This window comes from Bartonella sp. 1-1C, from assembly GCF_002810325.1.
Taxonomy (GTDB): Bacteria; Pseudomonadota; Alphaproteobacteria; order Rhizobiales; family Rhizobiaceae; genus Bartonella; species Bartonella rochalimae.
Genome location: NZ_CP019489.1, coordinates 1477806 through 1496895 on the forward strand (window position 1 = coordinate 1477806; position 19090 = coordinate 1496895).

10 protein-coding genes are annotated in these 19090 nt (G+C 34.8%); all 10 read right to left on the bottom strand.

The window, feature by feature from the left end; genetic code table 11:
- Window positions 1-285 precede the first annotated feature (285 nt).
- Entirely contained in the window at window positions 286-1509 is a 1224-nt protein-coding gene (locus B11cv2_RS06615; RefSeq protein WP_100693836.1) for an argininosuccinate synthase, read from the bottom strand.
- A 725-nt stretch (window positions 1510-2234) separates the two neighbouring features.
- Complete coding sequence (gene rlmN / locus B11cv2_RS06620) at window positions 2235-3464, bottom strand: 23S rRNA (adenine(2503)-C(2))-methyltransferase RlmN (RefSeq protein WP_100693837.1); 1230 nt, start codon at window positions 3462-3464, stop codon at window positions 2235-2237.
- 39 nt (window positions 3465-3503) lie between these two features.
- Complete coding sequence (locus B11cv2_RS06625; RefSeq protein ID WP_100693838.1) at window positions 3504-4007, bottom strand: invasion associated locus B family protein; 504 nt, start codon at window positions 4005-4007, stop codon at window positions 3504-3506.
- A 1079-nt stretch (window positions 4008-5086) separates the two neighbouring features.
- Entirely contained in the window at window positions 5087-5410 is a 324-nt protein-coding gene (gene trxA / locus B11cv2_RS06635; RefSeq protein ID WP_078673449.1) for a thioredoxin, read from the bottom strand.
- 106 nt (window positions 5411-5516) lie between these two features.
- Window positions 5517-8975 (bottom strand): double-strand break repair helicase AddA, encoded by a 3459-nt coding sequence (gene addA, locus B11cv2_RS06640; RefSeq protein ID WP_100693840.1) that lies wholly within the window; start codon window positions 8973-8975, stop codon window positions 5517-5519.
- The gene (gene addB / locus B11cv2_RS06645) at window positions 8972-12103 is read right to left on the bottom strand and encodes a double-strand break repair protein AddB (protein WP_100693841.1); all 3132 of its coding nucleotides are present in this window, start codon (window positions 12101-12103) and stop codon (window positions 8972-8974) included. Before addB ends, addA begins: the two co-directional genes overlap by 4 nt.
- A gap of 187 nt (window positions 12104-12290) precedes the next feature.
- Window positions 12291-13811 carry a tRNA (adenosine(37)-N6)-threonylcarbamoyltransferase complex ATPase subunit type 1 TsaE gene (gene tsaE, locus B11cv2_RS06650; RefSeq protein WP_100693842.1) on the bottom strand — a complete coding sequence of 507 codons (1521 nt, stop codon included), beginning with the start codon at window positions 13809-13811 and terminating at the stop codon, window positions 12291-12293.
- 55 nt (window positions 13812-13866) lie between these two features.
- Window positions 13867-16329 carry a PAS-domain containing protein gene (locus B11cv2_RS06655; protein WP_100693843.1) on the bottom strand — a complete coding sequence of 821 codons (2463 nt, stop codon included), beginning with the start codon at window positions 16327-16329 and terminating at the stop codon, window positions 13867-13869.
- A gap of 35 nt (window positions 16330-16364) precedes the next feature.
- Window positions 16365-17762, bottom strand: coding sequence for an adenosylhomocysteinase (gene ahcY / locus B11cv2_RS06660; protein ID WP_100693844.1), 1398 nt, complete (start codon window positions 17760-17762; stop codon window positions 16365-16367).
- Window positions 17763-18069: 307 nt separating this feature from the next.
- Window positions 18070-19068: a complex I NDUFA9 subunit family protein gene (locus B11cv2_RS06665; RefSeq protein ID WP_100693845.1), complete on the bottom strand. Its 999-nt coding sequence runs from the start codon at window positions 19066-19068 to the stop codon at window positions 18070-18072.
- Window positions 19069-19090: the final 22 nt, after the last annotated feature.

Here is a 19090-nt window from a genome sequence, read left to right on the forward strand (position 1 = left end):
ATTTTTCCTTTATCATGATCAATACATACCTTATTTTCAGTTATAGCTTTCTTATCTTATGTAACTTAAAGTATTATAAACATGATTTATTCATTTGAATTATTGATGTTTTAGTTACCATTATCTTAGTTTTCTATTATATTAAAGATCATGAATCCTTTGGCATCAAACTAAAAATTGGATAATGACACATTTACTAAAAAATAAGATAAAGAAAATACGGAATTAAAGGTTTTTATATAAAAACCTTTTTTATGAATTTTATCAAGATGAGTTTATGGAGTCTTATAATTTCGAGGAACGGGCTGCTAATGTTCGTAAACGCAATGCATTCAATTTAATAAAACCTGCCGCATCTTTTTGATCGTAAGCACCTTGGTCATTCTCAAAAGTCACCAACTTATCAGAATAAAGTGATTTTTCACTTTGACGTCCTTCAACAATTACATTTCCTTTATAAAGTTTTAGTGTTACTTCCCCTTCAACATTTTCTTGAGATAAATCAATCGCTGCTTGTAACATTTTACGCTCAGGTGAAAACCAAAAACCGTAATAAATAAGTTCTGCGTAGCGTGGCATTAATTCATCTTTCAGGTGAGCTGCACCACGATCCAGTGTCAAGGATTCCATTGCTCGGTGAGCAGTTAAAAGAATAGTTCCTCCTGGTGTTTCATAAATACCACGCGATTTCATACCCACAAAGCGATTTTCTACCAAATCTAATCGACCAATACCATTTTTACACCCATAGCTATTTAATTGAGTTAACAAATCCGCAGGAGATAAAACTTTTCCATTAATTGAAATAGCATCTCCTTTTTTAAAACCAATTGTAATTATAGTTGCTTGATCTGGAGCAGCTTCTGGGGAAAGAGTACGCGTATGCACATATTCAGGAGCAGAAACTGCTGGATCTTCTAAAATCTTTCCTTCTGATGAAGAATGCAATAAATTTGCATCTACTGAAAAAGGCGCTTCACCTTGTTTATCTTTCTCTACAGGAATTTGATGCGCATGCGCAAATTCAATCAAATCTGTTCGACTTTTAAAATTCCAATCACGCCAAGGAGCAATAATTTTAATATCGGGATTAAGAGCATAAGCAGAAAGTTCGAAGCGTACTTGATCATTGCCTTTTCCCGTTGCTCCATGAGCGATGGCATCTGCATTGGTTTTTTGGGCAATTTCAACGAGACGTTTTGAAATAAGTGGACGAGCAATCGATGTTCCTAAAAGATAAGCTCCTTCATAAACCGTATTGGCTCGAAACATCGGGAACACAAAATCACGCACAAATTCTTCCCGTAAATCTTCAATATAAATTTCTTTAACACCAAGCATTTCAGCTTTATGACGTGCAAGCTCCAGTTCCTCTCCTTGACCTAAATCTGCTGTAAAGGTTACAATTTCAGCTCCTAGTTCATTTTGCAACCATTTGAGAATGATTGATGTATCTAGTCCCCCTGAATAAGCTAAAACAACTTTTTTAATATCTTTCCATTTTTTCATTTTTAAGCTCTTATTATTATTTCCTCCCTTTATCTTTTACTCAGAAATAAAAACCATGCAAGGAATGAAGATAAATTTTTTAAAACAACATAAAAAAGATTCAAAAAATAAAAGAGAAAATCGATAAAAGATATAAGTCATGACACTTAATTTCTAAGCAAAAAAGAAATTAATATGTCATTTTTAGTCAAATGGTTTATTGTTTTATAATGCACTTTAGCAAAGTTATTTTTCTTTCACTTTACGACTTAATATTATACTCTCATTAGAACGTACCATTACATAATAAATAAGTTGGAATTATGTGCGCTTTCGTCTGTACAACGGCTTTATTCTCTAAGTTATGGCTATGGCCGATCTATCGGCATTTATTTTATATTACCACGCGCTTTTATGGCTTGCTTTTCAGGCTTTGTGTTAACATTTAATGTTTTCAGAATGCCATAGTCTTAAATGCAACTATTTAACCGGTAATCCTAAAGTTATTTTTTTAACATAACTTTCTTACAATAATTGATTAATGCTCATGATTGTATGACTACATAAATTGCCAGTTTTGAAGATTTTTAAATATTTCTTTGTTCATTATAATTTCTATAGTTTTATGACAAATAAATATTCAAAATTTTTTTAACAACTCTTTTTGCAATCGTTTTCTTGAACGATTTATTGCAGGAATTTTTACCAGTTTTGTTCTACTCTCAACTGATCTTGAAAAACCGAATTTATTCATTATCAATTATATTTTCAAGTCTCATCCGTTCAGATTTAGCTAAACGCTTTGAGGCTGATTTAAGCTGCCCACATGCGGCCAAAATATCACGTCCACGTGGCACGCGAATAGGCGAAGCATAACCTGCTTTATTAATGATATCAGCGAAACGTTCGATGTGTTCCCAATCAGAACATTGATAATTACTTCCAGGCCATGGATTAAAAGGAATCAAATTGATTTTAGCAGGAATACCTTTAAGCAGTTGAATTAATCTTCTTGCATCGTCTAAACTATCATTTACATTTTTCAGCATAACATATTCAAATGTAATTCTCTTAGCATTTGAAAGTCCAGGATAATTACGGCAAGCTTCCATTAACAAAGCAAGAGGGTATTTTTTATTAATTGGAACAAGGATATCTCGCAATGCATCATGTACTGCATGGAGTGAAATTGCTAACATAACGCCAATTTCTTTTCCTGTTCTTATAATTCTAGGAACTACTCCACTGGTTGAAAGAGTAATTCGGCGTTTCGACAAAGAAAGCCCATTTCCATCAGAAGCAATCAATAAAGCTTTTTTAACCGCTTCAAAATTATAAAGCGGTTCACCCATACCCATCATAACAATATTAGTAATTTTACGTCCTTCAATTGGGATAATTGCACTATCAGGTGTCTTCTTATCAGGAAAATCACCTAAACAGTCACGGGCAACCAATAATTGCACTAAAATCTCTTCAACTGTTAGATTACGAACAAGTTTTTGTGTTCCTGTATGACAAAAAGAACATGTTAATGTGCATCCTACCTGAGATGAAATACATAAAGTACCACGCCCTTCTTCAGGGATATAAACTGTTTCAACTTCAACAGGTTTCCCTGCTCCAGAAGCTGGAAATCGTAAAAGCCATTTACGAGTACCATCTTGTGATATTTGCTCCGCAACAATTTCTGGACGCGCAATAGAGAAATGCTCTTTGAGCATCTCCCGCATTGGCTTAGAAATATTTAACATTTCATCAAAATGAGAAATCCCACGCACATAAAGCCAATGCCAAAGTTGACGTACACGCATTTGCGTTTGATGTTCTGGAACACCAATTGCCTGTAAAGCCTGTGCCATTTCATCGTGCGATAAGCCAATTAAAGGTAATTTAGGTTGTTTCGTTATTATAGTACTCTTTGCTTTTAATATTTGATATGTTTCAATAGATCTAAGGTCATGTGAAACGGCCATGGTTTTCCATTTTATCAGCTATTTTAGAATTATAAATATTTAGTGACATCTTTGCGCCATATTTAACGCAGCTGTCACTCCCTTTAAAGAGTAAGTATAGGTAGTGTGAGTTCCTCGTTTTGAGATAGCTCTCACGGTCATATCCGCTCCTGAACGCATAGCAGCAACAAGCTGTTTTTCCATTCCTGATGATGTTAACCAAGCAGATGAATCTTTTGTAAAAAAGTCAAAATTTTTATCTTTAATAGTGACAGTAACTTTTGATCCCTCTTTAAGTGGATAACCAGCCATAAATTGTGGTTCAAACGAAACAGGAGAATTAGAACGTTTGGTTACCAAAAAGAAATTATCACCGTGTTTAACAGTTGTTGGATCTGCCTTTAAAGGAACTGATAATATATAACAAATCATATTGTCTGGTGCTTTATAAGAATAGGCTCCCCAAGCTTCAAATTGTTGTAAACGATTTGGTGTTTGTGCCCAAGCCGAACCAACAACAGTCATAATCATAGTGCATACAACAGTAAAAATTTTTTTAAACATCTTAATCTCGCTTACTTTTTTATTTTTTAAAAAATTTCTTTACATTAGCAAAGTTTAATAAAAGCCGAAGTAATATATAAGGTAATTTTTTTAATTGTTTACAAAAGAAATATTATTTTAGTCAAAATAAGTCTTTCTTTCAATTGTGATCTTTTAGTCATTACTAAAGCATGAATTTTTTATTCAATAGCTGGGTTTTTTAAATATTCTAAATTAATCTGATAAAATTTTATATAAAAGCTTGATACTTTTTTTAATGTGACTTCAGATTAAAACAAAAAAAATATTGAGTTTTTTCCATAAAATTCTTAGCTTGACTTATTTTTCTCAAATATATTCAGCCATTTTTCTTGAAGAATCGCAATATCATTTCCTATATTTGTTAATTCCAATTTCTTATAGTATAAAATAACCTTAAAAATCAGCGGTTCATCAAGATTTATTAGCGTAGCAGCTTTTTTAGCTGAAATTTGTAAACTTTTCGAATTTTCCTTAAGTATCAAATAGTTATGTTCGGTACAATTAATTTACTTAGATCTGTAATTTATTGTTTTTAAATATCCATATATTTACTTAATCAGTAGTAATTTTAAAGATTTTTGACATTTACGTACATATTTATTTTTAATTTATACTAGATAAAAAACAATTACGATAGTAAGGAGCTTAAAAGTTAATCTAAGTAAAAATTGAAACAACAAAGAAATATTAACTATTGTAATTATATCAAAAATAACAACTATTATTCGATGCATTTATCATTTTTAAAAGTTTAATAAATAACCAACATCTTTTAAATGATTTTTTTCTTAAATTGTTTTTATGAAGCCGATATAAAGTAAACTAAAACAAAATTGTATTTTCAAAACGCATATTTTTCAGAAAATATAAGCTCATAATCTTATCTACTATTTATTATAAATTATGATTAATAATACAGTAAACAGTTGGATAAATAGAATAATTAACAGACTTATTGTAAAGAATTTTAGTAGTTTAAGCTTACAATCGTAGAGAATTTTTAAATGAAAAGGAGCACTTTGAGCTCCTTTCTTTTAGAAAAAGAATCACGAGGAAATTTAACCAAGACTATTTTTAATCCATTCAACAAGATGTCCTTTAGATGTAGCACCAACTTTATTGGATGATACCTTTCCATTTGTAAACATCAATAAAGTAGGAATCGATCTTATTCCATATTGCGTAGCTAAATCTGGATTTTCATCAATGTTAATTTTAGCGACTTTAATCTGGCTTTGCATTTCTGTTGCAATTTCATCAAGGATTGGTGCAATGCTTTTGCAAGGACCACACCACTCTGCCCAAAAATCAACAACAACAGGAAGAGGAGAAGTGAGAACTTCATTTTCAAAATTGCTACTATCAATTTTTATACATGTCATTGATTTATCCTTTACTGCTTTTATAAATGAGTATGAATTATTTATGTTAAGTTATTGTAAAAATAAATTATAATAGATTTTTTAGAAAAATTTTCCCTTTTTATTTTTATAAAATGATTTCATCAAGAAGTGCGTCAAGTTTTTCAGGAAGCAATTTAAAGATCTTGGCTTTTTTTATATAAATGAGAAGAGCATGCATATTTTTATCAGGATAGATGGTTTGCAACAATTTCTGATAAAGTGCCATTTGTAATAAATGGTGTTGCTTAATATCGGTATCATTTTCTGGTGAAAGACCAGTTTTGAAATCAGCAAAAAAAACACTATTATGGGTGATACATAAACGGTCAATTTGACCAGAAACCATTTGTTCTTTACCATTAATTTTTACGATACCCATGAGTGCAACTTCAGCATGTGAAAGGTTAGAAAAAAATGGCTTAAGGTCTGGATTATCTAAGATTGTCCAAATATGATGAAGGGCTTTTTCTCTTTGGGTTTTATGCCAATGAGAAGCTTTTGTATTTAAATAGAATTGCGCGTAATCTTGGCGTTTTGTAGGGGGGTAATTGGGCAAATGTTGCAGTAATTGGTGAATAAAATTACCATATTCAATAGAAAAAGTTTTCTTGGTATTTTTTTCTCCTAAGACAGGTGAGATGCTAAAGCGTTCCTTCTGGGGAAAAAATTTAGTTTTGGTGTCATTGATTCCCACAACAGAGGGCTTTAGAGGTTTTGATAAGGTTGATTCTGTAGGTACTTTATTATGAAAAAACGCAGGTAAAGGTGGAAAAATTTGGTGAGTTTCACAAGATATTTCTTGATACATTGGTGCTGGACAGGAAGGGGTGATGCAATAACGCCAAGCTGTGATATCTTCTGCAGGACCTTTTATAGGAACGGCATGAGGTTTAAGAGCTTTCTTTACTAATTGCAGCCATGTATTCGGGGTTTCTCTTTGATTCGTATAACCACAAATAATGAGTCGATCTTCGGCGCGTGTCATACCCACATAAAGGAGACGTTTATATTCTTCTTCGGCACGTTCTTTTAAACGTGAAAGCACTTTGTCAAAATGTTTTGTATGATGTTGTGCATTTGGGCGCCAGATGAAAGCTTGCTTATCTCCTAAGGAGCATTTAAGAAAGTGTGGTGCATATTGCGGATGCCATATTGCACTTCCTGGATCGACCAGAAAGACAATAGCTCCTTCAAGCCCTTTGGCGGCGTGAACCGTCATAATTCTTACTTCTTCACAATTTTGATCAAGCTCACGTTTGATTTCTGGTTCATTAATACTCAATATTTCCAAAAAAGCTTGTAATCCTGGTAATCCAGTTTTTTGAATAGTGAGTGTGTGATCTATAAAAGCATCAAGGACTTCATTTGCTTCAGTTCCTAAACGAGCAATGATTTTCTGTCGTCCTTTATCGTTGTTGAGAATATAACTATAAAATTCAAAAACGGGCATTTTATCAACTAAAGTTCGATATGTGTTAAGACGATCAAAAATAATTTTAAAAACGGTATGCGATGAAGAATGAATTGAAAGGCTTTCCCAAAGAGAGCCCGTACGTTGAACGGCAAGTTGATAAAGTTCGTCTTCACTAAGGGAAAAAAGTGGACTTTTTAAAACACAGGCAAGGGAAAGATCATCTTGCGGTTGCAAAACAAAACGCGCAAGTGCCATTAAATCACGCACACTAATATGGGTCGTTAATTGTAAACGATCAGCACCAGCGACAGGGACATGACGGAGTTTGAGTGCACGAGAAAGGGCAGGAACAAATTGATCACGTTTACGAACCAAAACCATAATATCACCAGCACGCAGTAAACGTTGTTTTGCTGGGAGCATTTCACCATTTTTCAACCAATTAGAAATAGTTTCAGCAATTTTTTCTGCTAAGCGTATTTGGGGTGTATCCAGATGATCAACAGTTGAGAGCCAGTCATCAGGAAATTCGTTTGTTTTTTTGGAGATGGCATCCCATATAATAACATCGCCTGGACTATGAATACGGATAGGTTCATGGACTGTTTTTGCTTGTTCTGCTGAAAGCCCTTTATAATTTTCGGGTGATTCAAAGACAAGATCAACGCTTTTAAGGACATCAGCTGTAGAGCGAAAAGAATAATTGAGTTGTATTTTTTCAAATTTTTGTTCAACTTGTTTAACTTTCTTTTGAATTATTCGGCCATTTTCAGCAAAATTTTCTAGTACAGCCCCTTGAAAAGAATAGATAGATTGTTTTTCATCACCAACAGCAAAAACAGTACGTGTATTTGTACGTTGACTGTGACCTGTAAAAAACTCTTGCGCTAAAAGTTGAATAATTTGCCATTGCTTAGGATTGGTATCTTGTGCTTCATCTAGTAAAATATGATCAATTCCACGGTCGAGTTTATATTGTACCCACTGACTTGCACCTTTATGCTGCAATAAATAGAGTGTACGTTCAATGAGGTCGTCAAAATCTAAGAGGTTATTGGCTTTTTTTAAATCCGTATAGATTTTGAGATAAATATCACAAAGCTGAAAAGCTGCTATGTTAAGTGTAACAAGTTTGACACATTGATATTTGTCTAAAAGAAGAGGAAGCTGGTTTTGTTTGTCTTCGATTTCTTTTTCGATAAAAGGCCAGATTTCGTCTGATTTTTTAGAAAATAAGCGCGAAAAATCACGTGGTTTTCCTGATTTTTCAAAATAAATATTTGAAACAAGGTTGATGATATTTGTTTCATCAGATGATGTTGCTAACTGTAAAAATTTCTCGATTATATCTTTGTTTTTTGGTGTGCTATGGGTTTGATAATATTTTATTGCGTAAGAAGGAAGCGCAGCAATTTGTTGAATTTTATCGAGCAGTTGTTGGTTTGTGTCATTCGGTGCTAAATTAAAAAATGTACGGAATTGTTCTGTTCCATTTTCAGAGAAGATGAAAGGTAAGAACTCAGATAATTCATGCTGTTTTTGAGTTGCTTCATAGAGCAATTGATTGAGCGTATTTTCACTGATAATTTTAAATAATTCTTTTAACGCTAATTGTGCATCACGATGGATTAAAAGTTTGCGACGGGCTTGCTGTAATAATTTTTTCCGATTTATATCATCTAACAGTTCAAAATGGCTAGCAATATTCGCTTCTAGTGGAAATTGATGTAATAAAGATTCACAAAATGCATGAAAAGTTTGAATTTTTAGGCCGCCTGGTGTTTCAAGAGCGCGGGCAAATAATTGACGGGCGTTGGCAAGTTTTTGTGTATTAACGGGTTTATTTTCAAGCTTTGATAAAATTGTTTGAAGCTGTTTGTCGTCAAGCCCACTCCAATTGGATAGTGTACGAAAAATACGCGATTGCATAACAGAAGCGGCTGCGTTGGTATAGGTAAGACATAAAATACGTGCTGGAGGTGTTCCATTTAAAAGTAAGCGGATGACACGTTCAGTTAAAACATGGGTTTTTCCAGATCCTGCATTCGCAGAAACCCATACACTTGTTGTCGGATCTGTGGCTTTTGCTTGTGTATCAAGAGCTGTTTGAGGAATAGAAAAAAGAGTCATGATTGATCCGCTTTATCGAAACCAATAGACCATTCTAATAATCGAGCTAGATGGTCATAGTCGCCTTCATAAGATTTTTTTAAGGGAACTGCATGTGAAAGATAACCTTGTTGTGGATTCTGATAATAATTGATCAATGAAATAAGATACTTCCATGCTTTTTTACCAAGAGAGATTGCGTTTTCTTGATCTTTTGTTTTTTTATTTATAATGGCTATAGGTTTAATTGTCCCTTTTCCTTTTAAGGAAATGTAAAGTAAATTAGAGGGAGTAAGACCCTTAAAATCTACAAAGGCTCCTTGCATTAATAAAGCTGTCTCTAATGCTAATTGTGGAGAAAATAAGTTAATAACCTGTGTCGATGAAGGGGGAGTGCTGGTTTTAAAATCAATGATTTCAACTGTTTTATCTGGCAAAATATCAAGACGATCTGCACGTCCTGAAAGAGTTACCCCTGTTTCTCCTATGAGGGTGTTTTGAGCAATAACTTCAGCATATCGTTTTCTTGATCCAAGGCTTTGTTCCCATTGAATCAGAAAGGGAGCAAGATTTTCAAAATTTAGCCACCAAATTATTTCAATATCAGGAGGTAAATTTAATTTATCAAATTCTTTACGTCCAATGGTGAGTAATATCTCGAGCATATTAGTAGCATTTTGATTTTTTATTTGTGTGCAAAAGGCAGCAAGAATAGCATGATAAAGTGTTCCACGCTCAGCTGAACAAGGATCATGGATGAGTGGTTTAAGTGGTTTGAGTCGTAAGATTTTTTTTGCATAAATGGCATAAGGATCATGCCGTAATGTTTCTATTTCTGTGACTGAAAAATGGCGTGGACGCATATCAAGTGGTGGTACAGGGCAAGGCCGTTCCGCAGGGATGATGCTCTTTGTATTATCCAGCATTTTTGCCCAATGAAGGAAGAGTTCTCCTCGTGTGCAGATTTGCTTCCAAACTTGTTTGCCTATAACGGTTTCTAAACGTTGTAGCCAGCGTGATGGAACAGAAGGAGTATGATTGACGCGTGTAGCTCGACTCATAATCACTTGATCCATTCCCATCGCCCACTGGAAATCATGAGCCGAAAGGCCAATACGTTGTTCTGGTGGTTCAAGAGTTAAAGTCATTTTCATTGGCCGTGATAAAAAAGCGTCATTGTGGGTTTTTATCGGCCATGATCCCTCATTTAAACTACCTATGACCACTGTATTAACGGTTTGCAAACGCGATTCCAAAGTTCCCCAGATAAACAAACGAGGATGTCCTCCAAGGGAAGGACTCACAGAACGGGTGGCCATCAGAGCTGAAAACAGAGCAGGCCATTCATAAAGATGAAATTTTAATCCTGATTGATCACTAACCAATTCACGCAAAAAAGTTGCTAAGGCTTTGCCTGCTTCATTTTGATAAAGATGTGCAAGAGAATTATCAGCATCGCGACCAAAATTTTCAAAAACTTCAACAGTTGCTATAGCAGCTTCATTGATGCTGCATTCTCTCTCTTGTTTTATTAATGTCACTAAAGGTTCAACTGCTCTGACTAAAAGATGACAAAGAAACTTTGCTTCTTCAATCTTTTGTAAATCAGGCATATAACTCTTAGAAATCTTATGAAAATGTGTTTGCATCCATGTTTTAAAAAATTGGTCACATTCACAAAGATTAATCCGGCAAGAATTTCCTCGAAGGACAAGTAATTCAAAATTCTCAGCCATCTCACGCAAATAATTATGATTATATTCTAATGTTGTGAGTGGATGTTTGAGAAGAGAAAGAAAAGCAACGGGATCACCAGGTTTAAAAATGTTTTCTAAAAGAAGCCGTAATAGGGTTGCAGGTAATGTTTGTGCAAGTGGTATTTCACCTGAGTCATTGGCTTCAATTCCAAATCTTTGTAATTCAGCTGCTACACGACGTGCTAAATTGCGGTCATTTGTAACAAGTGCTGCAGTTTTTTTAGGATCTTCAATGGTATTGCGTAAGGCAAGAGAAATAGCTAAAGCTTCTTCACGCTCATTGGGAGCTTCAATCAATGACCAATCTGCACAAATATTTTCATAATCATCACGTGTGATTTGAGCCCATAAATCTGTCGTGGAAGCTGGTCGTAATGCTTCCGATAAAAGAACAGCACGTTGGATTTTTATAGCGCTTTGCTGACCGATTTCGCGGACATGAATGCGTTGACATTTCATGAGAGATAAAAGTTTTTTTAAATGATATTGAGGATGACTAAAAGCAGCAATATGGTCAGAAGGGTTAAAAGTTGTTTTTTCTTTATTAAATGCACCTAAGGCATTCCATTGTATTTCATCCATTTGAAGGTCAAGGCCTGGAAGAATCACAGCTCCTTTTGGTAAACAGGCAATTACTTTTAAAAGATTTGCAATTGTAGGAATGGAGCTTGCTACACCAGCAGCGATAATAGTTTTATGAGGTTGTGTACGGTATAAAATATCTGTATGCATTTTGAATGCTTGATTACGCCATTCAGCGGGATTACATTGTTGTCTTTCTTTTAAAATTTGTGGCCAGCTTTGTGTTACAATAGTGAGAAAATCTAAGGTTATTTGCCACCATTCGGCAACCATATCGGGTACAATTTCTTTAAGTCTTGACCAATCTACAGATTCTGTTTCTATTTCATCCATCAAGTGTGCTAAATCTTGGGCAAGCCAAATTGCATCAGCGGTCCTAGCAGGAATAAAAACATCTTCTGTGCCAAACATAGACTGTAGATGAGTTGGTAAATTTTCACGCCAAAGGCGAATAAGACGGGCTAAAAGAAGGAGACGTTCACTTTCTCCAATAGGGGGAGTATTGAGCAAAGTATTTTCATTATTTTCAACAAAAAGAAAACTTTTTTCATTTATATCTCCCAAGGGACATATGGTAGGCAAAAAGCTAGATTTTGTATGGCTTTTTTCAAAAAAAGCTGTTCGTAATGCACGAGCAGCGCGGCGTGTTGGTACATAAATAAGAGTATCAGCAAGAGCGGTTTGGATATCCCCATTTGATGCAAAGTTATCAATAAGAGTTCCAGAGAGAAGTGCATCAACAAAATGAGGCAGAAAAGGAGTTCCGAGGGAAATAGAAAATATACGGGGGGTACGGTCATTTGATTTCATTGTGATCTATAAATTTTATTATATTAATTCTTTTTCACTGTATATTAATTTTTATTCAAGGGGAAACCAAAAAGCTCTGTTTGTTTTCATAAAAAGTTGAGCGGAAGTGAATGTGAAAGAATGCATAATGACTTCACATTGCCATGAATGATTGTTGCAGGGAAGATGTTTTTCAGGAATAAAATAATTAAGCGTTTAAAATATTTCTGTTAAGAGCTTCACTTTCTGATAAAAGTCCTATTTCTTGATAAAGGCTTTGTAAGGAAGAAAGAATTGGATGTGAAAGATTACGGATGAGATAATTTTGAAGATGAGGGAGATATTTGAGATAAAATGATTTTCCATCTCGTTGGTGAAGGCGTACAAAAATTCCTAAAATTTTAGAGACCCGCTGAGTTCCTGCAAGCACGTAAAGTTTGCGGAATTCATCTTCATCAAAAGGGCGAGGTGCTTGGTGACGTACACTGCAATAGGTATTAAAAATTTTATTTTCAAGTTCTGGTGGAATAAAAAGACGGGCATCTTGTGCTAAAGAAACAAGATCATAAACTGTTGGTCCACTTACACCATCTTGAAAATCAATGAGACCAATGCGATCAATACCCTTTTTATGTTCACGCCAAAGAATATTAGGTGAGTGATAATCACGCATAACAAAGGTATTTTCTCCTTGAGTTAAAAGATCAAGATAAGGTTGCCAACAGGTAAAAAAAGTTTCACGCTGTTTTATGTTTAAAGTTTTTTTCTGTTGAAAAGGAAGATACCAGTCCAATAATAAGGAAAGTTCTGCTCGCATAGCTTGGCAATCATAGAAGGGGATCTGAAGCTGGAATGTTGCAAATTTCTTTTTTAAAGGCCATGACTTTTGATGAAAATTAGCAAGCAATTCACTACAAGCAATATAACGCTCTTCTATAGGATTACCTGATTGGTCTAAAAGTCCTTCACATCCAAAATCTTCTAAAATCAAAATACCATTTTCAAGATCTTTGGCAAAGATACGAGGAGCTGAGAAGCCATTCTCTAAAATAATTTGACTAATTCCTACAAATTGGCTGATATCTTTTGCAAGATGTGTTGTTTCTACATAGGAAGAGTCTACATTTTGCGCCATTTGCATAGTTGGTGCATTCATGAGAACTTCTTGATGATTTCCATCATCTAACAGTTCATAAGAACGTGCTGAGGCATCACCAGCTAAAAAGCGACGTTGAATGTGACGACGTCCATGTGTGATTAAAAAGGTACGAATTGCAAAAGATCGTTGTAAGCGTTCAGTAGCATGTTCTGCAGAATCAAGAGTGATATGACGTCCACATCCTTTGTATTGTAAAGTGATAGCGAAAGTAACCGGTCCTAAAACCTCTGCTCCTTTTTCTGGCCATTCAATGAGCAAAATATTATCTTTACGTGATTCATGAAGTCCTAACTCATCCATTTCTTCAATGCTCGAAATTCGGTAAAGGTCAGCGTGAAGCACTTCAAATTGTGGAAGTTGATAGCTTTGGACAAGAGTAAAAGTAGGACTTGGAATGTCCAGAGTACAATTATTGGCAAGTGTACGAATGAGTGCCCGTATAAGAGTTGATTTTCCTGCTCCAAGATCACCTTGAAAGGTGACAAGATCACCGGATTTTAGAGCAAGAGCTAAATCTTGTGCAAAAAGTGTAGTTGCTTCTTCGTTTTCAAGAAAAAAACTAAAATTCATTCGAATGTCCATAAAAGTGATAGGAAAAATTTCACAACGACACAAAAAAATACAGCTATACAACTCCTGTGTCTTTTTTATGAGGGAAAAAACACTTAACTGTTGTCCCTTGACCCATACCAGTCAAAATTTCAACACGTCCATCATGGAGTTCAACAAAGCTTTTAACAAGAGAAAGACCAAGACCTGCTCCTGCACGTCCACCATGATGGGCATGAGAAGTAAAACGTTTGAAAATCCGATCAAGAATATCGGTTGGTATATCAGATCCCTCATTATGAACACTGAAGATTATATAATCATCTTGTGTATTCGCACAAAATTCAATGATGCTTTTTTCCGTTGCAAAATTGATAGCATTATTCAGAACATTCACAAAAATCTGATGTAACCGTGTTGCATCTGCAGACATAAATTTCAAGGAAGGAGAAATGTTTTGTGAAAGTGTGATGTGACGTCCATGGAGACGTTCCTCTACTCGTGCGACTGCTTGTGCCATTGCCTCAGCAATGTGAACTGGTTTTATATCCAATATCATAATACCTGCATCAAGAGTTGCCAAATCAAGGATATCATTAACAATATTCAAAAGAACACCTGATTCTGAATGAATATAACCAAGATATTCTTGTTGACGCTCATTGGTAGGGCCAAAAATTTGATCACGTAAAATATCAGAAAATCCGATAATATTAGTAAGAGGCGTACGTAATTCATAAGAAACATGCTGGACAAATTCATTGCGCAGACGATCAGCTTTTTCTAAGGCCTCATTCTTTTCTTGTAGGGCTCGTGCGATATGGACAGTGTCGGTGACGTTAACAAATGTAAGCATTGTTTGTCCATTAGGTAAAGGTGCAAGTGTATAATCAATTATTATTCCACTTTTTAAATCTATGCGGCCTGAATAGGTATCACGTTTTTCAGCACAACCAGTAATGAATTGTGCAAATTTTTTCCATTCTTCTCCTATTGTTAAAGCAGAACAGTGGTTTTGTAATTCGGTAATATGCGCTCCTTCTATAGGCAAATTATGAGGGAGCGACCACAATTTCGATAAAGCTGGGTTTGATAAACGCAAACGTCCATCAGTACCGAAAACCACAACTCCTTCAGATAGTTTGTCAAGTGTTTCACCTTGTATTTTAATGAGTGTATTATAACGTCGTTCAAGATCAATTTTTTCTGTAAGATTTTCATAAAGCCAAGTAATACCTCCTTGAGGATGAGGACTAGAAATGACACGTACTGTACGTCCATCAGGAAGATTCCAAATTTGTTGATTCGATTCTGTTTGTTGATAAGCTTTAAAAAGCTCTTCTTTCCACGCATGCCAATCAGGATGTTCACCGATAAAACCTTTCTCACGCAAACGTTCTAGAAGCAATGAATGACTTGGTTCACTTTCTAGAAAAGAAATTTCCAATGGCCATAAAATTTTAAAAGCATGATTGCAAAATTTTAATTTTTGGTTAGCATCAAAAATTGCTACAGCCGTTGAAATTTGATCGAGTGTTTCACAATGATTTTGAAGAATTCTCTTCATTTCTTTGACAAGATTTTCATATGCGCTATCATCACGTGCAAAGCTTGCCATTCCTTCTTTTGTTGTGATACGTGTGAGATGAAAATGATGTCGTTCTCCTTTAACCACTGTATAAATATGCTTTTGAAAAATTGCTTCTGTTTCATCTGTTGTGCATTGTGTTGTTTCATTGAAAGGATCAACAATATTATTCTTTTCTTGAAAATTCGTCATTTCCCGAAAAGCGCGGTTGGTGAAGTAAATTTTCCCTTCACAATCTCGAATCCATACGGGTTCTTGAATATGATCAAGCAGATTACGTTGCATGTTCAATTCCGTGAGGATTTGGGTTGTTTCTTTCTGTAATCGGATATTTTCACTCTGCTGTGCTGAAATATCTTGAAACCGCACAATAGCTGCTGTTCCAGAAATAATTCCTGTAACTTGCAAGAATATTTTAGTTATAGTCATGACGGAAAATTCAAAAGAGCAACCATTACAACGTAGCTGGGTGAGTGCTTGATCAAGTTGCTGAAAAGAGCTTTTTTCAAGCCATTTTTCAAAATGCTGAAAATCTTTTTTATGAATACCTGCTTTTTGCAATGTGGGAATATTACCAATTATACGGGGTAAGGCTGTTGGATTATCCCAAATAAAGAGGCACTGACCTGTTTTTTCAAGAAGCCATTCATAATGTTTGAGCTTGTCAGAAAAATGAGCCTGAATCATTATCCAAGCTTTCCGTAAAGCTCTTTTTGTATTTATAATAACTATGACACAGATCAGAAGTGACGAGCAAGCAATACTGCCAAAGATCACTATGATAAGCCATGATTCATTTGGCCAAGCGAAAAAAGTAAACAAATGAAATACTGAGGTTTGAGTGACAGCATATACTAGAAATAAAAGAAATAAGAGAAAAAAAACACCGACACAAATTTGAGTAGTTTTTTTTAGTTTTTCTTTGAATGTATAGTCACCAAAGCTATGCATAATGCGTCTTTTTTTTTTTGTACTAAGACAATATCCTAATAACGATAATGTTCTGGCTTATAAGGTCCCTGTAAGGGAACCCCAATATAAGCGGCTTGTTCTTCCGATAAAACGCTTAATTTTATTTTTAGCCGATCAAGATGAAGACGTGCAACTTTTTCATCAAGATGTTTAGGTAAACACGTTACTTCATTTTTATAATTTTTTGCGTTAGTAAACAGCTCAATCTGCGCTAATACTTGATTAGTAAATGAAGCGGACATGATAAAAGAAGGATGGCCTGTGGCATTACCAAGATTTAACAAACGTCCTTCAGATAATAAAATTATGCGTTTGCCATCAGGAAAAGTAATCATATCAACTTGTGGTTTAATATTTGTCCATGGTAGATTTCTGAGAGCTGATACTTGTATTTCATTGTTAAAATGACCAATATTTCCTAGAATACACATATCTTTAACTTGTCGCATATGTTCTAAGCGGACAACATCTTTATTTCCAGTAGTTGTTATAATAATATCAGCGCTAGAAGCTGCATCTTCCAAAGTAACAACTTCATAGCCATCCATAGCGGCTTGAAGAGCGCAAATTGGATCAATTTCTGTTATTTTTACACGTGCTCCAGCGCCTGAAAGAGAAGCTGCTGAACCTTTACCAACGTCACCATAACCACAGATAATAGCTATTTTACCTGCTATCATCACATCCGTTCCACGTCTGATACCATCGACTAATGATTCCTTACATCCGTATCTATTATCAAATTTTGATTTTGTAACGCTATCATTGACATTAATAGCAGGAAAAAACAAAAGTCCTTTTTTCTGTAATTGATAAAGGCGGTGTATTCCCGTTGTAGTCTCTTCGCTTACACCTTTGATTGCTGCGCGCTGACGCGTAAAAAATCCCGGTGTGAGAGCTATACGTTTTTGAATTTGTTTGAAAAATAATTCTTCCTCTTCTGTTTTAGGATTCGATAAGATGTTTTTGTTTTCCTCTGCACAGCTACCTATTAAAATATAGTTAGTAGCATCGCCTCCATCATCTAATATAAGATTAGAAAGTTTACCATCAGGCCATTGAAAAATTGCATCAATATAGGTCCAATATTCTTCAAGTGTTTCTCCCTTGATTGCGAAGACTGGGATTCCCGTAGCTGCAATAGCTGCTGCTGCATGATCTTGTGTAGAAAAAATATTACTAGAGCTCCATCGTATATCAGCACCAATTACTTTTAATGTTTCAATCAAGACGCCTGTTTGAATAGTCATGTGTAATGAACCAGAAATACGTGCTCCACGTAAAGGTTGACTGGAAGAAAATTCTTTACGGCAAGCCATTAAACCAGGCATTTCCGTTTCTGCAATATCAAGTTCTTTACGACCATAAGCAGCTAGTGCGATATCTTTGATAACATAATCTTGAGACGTCATTTTTGTTCTTTCAAAATTATTTTTCCAGAACGGTAGGAGAAATTAAAAAGAAATGCAAGCAAATACAAATATTTGTCTAAATGAAAAAAAATTTTAAATGTTCATCAGTTTACGGAACAAATGTGTATTAATATTTTAAATGGTGATGTGAGAAGCGAACCAGAAAATTTTAAAGTTCTTTAGATGCAAGAAAAAATCATTATAAAATTTTATTTTGAGAAAAATGTAAAACTTACAGATATTTCAAGATCTTTAAATTTTTTTCTTTTTTATAGTAAAATAAATGAGCTCACAAAATCGAAGTGTATTAAATTGATAAATTGTGAGAAAACTGTCCTTTCGGACGGAATCGCCACAGATAATTTGGTAAAATAGCTGCCATTGATTTAGGCGTAATTCCTACTCCCTCTAAAGTATATCCATTATCTTTAGCCTCTTGAGAAACAATATGATCCTTTTGTAAAAAGTGTATTTGATTAGCTGTTACGAGTTTTGGAAAGAGGGGTACTTTGCCAAGAGTTCCGAAGAAACCTCCGATAAAAAGTCCCATAGCCAGAGGTAGAGGAAGTGTTCTTTTTTTGCGGTGAATAACTTTTAATATCTCTTCAAGAGTATTTTGGAATGTAAGAACTTTGGGCCCACCAAGGTCATAATTTTTGCCTAAAACAACACGCTTTTCTAAAGCATATACAACAAATTTAGCAATATCACCAACATAAACAGGTTGCAATTTACTTTGTCCCCCACCAAAAAGTGGCATAATTGGCATAAAACGAGAGAAATTTGCTAAAAAATTAAAAAAACAGTCTTCTGGTCCGAAAATAACAGATGAGCGCATAATAACTGCTTGAGAATGCGTATTACGAACAATCTGTTCGCTTATAGCTTTAGCGCGTGCATAAGAAAATGAGGCATTTTCATCGGAAATAAGTGTTGACATATAGATGAGAGGAATACCAGCTTTAGCTGTTAATTCAGAAACATGTTTTGCACCATCAACTTGTATATTTTGAAAATTCGGCTTGTTTGTTTGGGCTAAGCTTCCAGGAAGAAAAACTGCACCATCTGTTCCCAATAATGCATGCTCAACTGAAGTATAATTTCTGACGTCAGTTTTAAGCATCTGTGTTTGTCCTACTTCGCCTATTTGTAACATATAATAAGCTTTTTGTGGATAACGTACAGCAATACGTACTCGATAACCTCGTTTTGTTAAGGCTTCTACAACATGCCGTCCTACAAAACCAGATCCGCCAAAAACAGTGATAAGTTTAGGTTTTTGATAAAGGGCGTAATCAAGTTTCATGATCAAAAATCCTGTCATTAAG

Excerpts from the sequence above, each read along its gene's own strand:
- B11cv2_RS06615 (WP_100693836.1), bottom strand. The coding sequence starts at position 1,509 with ATGAAAAAATGGAAAGATATTAAAAAAGTTGTTTTAGCTTATTCAGGG.
- rlmN (WP_100693837.1), bottom strand. The coding sequence starts at position 3,464 with ATGGCCGTTTCACATGACCTTAGATCTATTGAAACATATCAAATATTA.
- B11cv2_RS06625 (WP_100693838.1), bottom strand. The coding sequence starts at position 4,007 with ATGTTTAAAAAAATTTTTACTGTTGTATGCACTATGATTATGACTGTT.
- trxA (WP_078673449.1), bottom strand. The coding sequence starts at position 5,410 with ATGACATGTATAAAAATTGATAGTAGCAATTTTGAAAATGAAGTTCTC.
- addA (WP_100693840.1), bottom strand. The coding sequence starts at position 8,975 with ATGACTCTTTTTTCTATTCCTCAAACAGCTCTTGATACACAAGCAAAA.
- addB (WP_100693841.1), bottom strand. The coding sequence starts at position 12,103 with ATGAAATCAAATGACCGTACCCCCCGTATATTTTCTATTTCCCTCGGA.
- tsaE (WP_100693842.1), bottom strand. The coding sequence starts at position 13,811 with ATGAATTTTAGTTTTTTTCTTGAAAACGAAGAAGCAACTACACTTTTT.
- B11cv2_RS06655 (WP_100693843.1), bottom strand. The coding sequence starts at position 16,329 with ATGCATAGCTTTGGTGACTATACATTCAAAGAAAAACTAAAAAAAACT.
- ahcY (WP_100693844.1), bottom strand. The coding sequence starts at position 17,762 with ATGACGTCTCAAGATTATGTTATCAAAGATATCGCACTAGCTGCTTAT.
- B11cv2_RS06665 (WP_100693845.1), bottom strand. The coding sequence starts at position 19,068 with ATGAAACTTGATTACGCCCTTTATCAAAAACCTAAACTTATCACTGTT.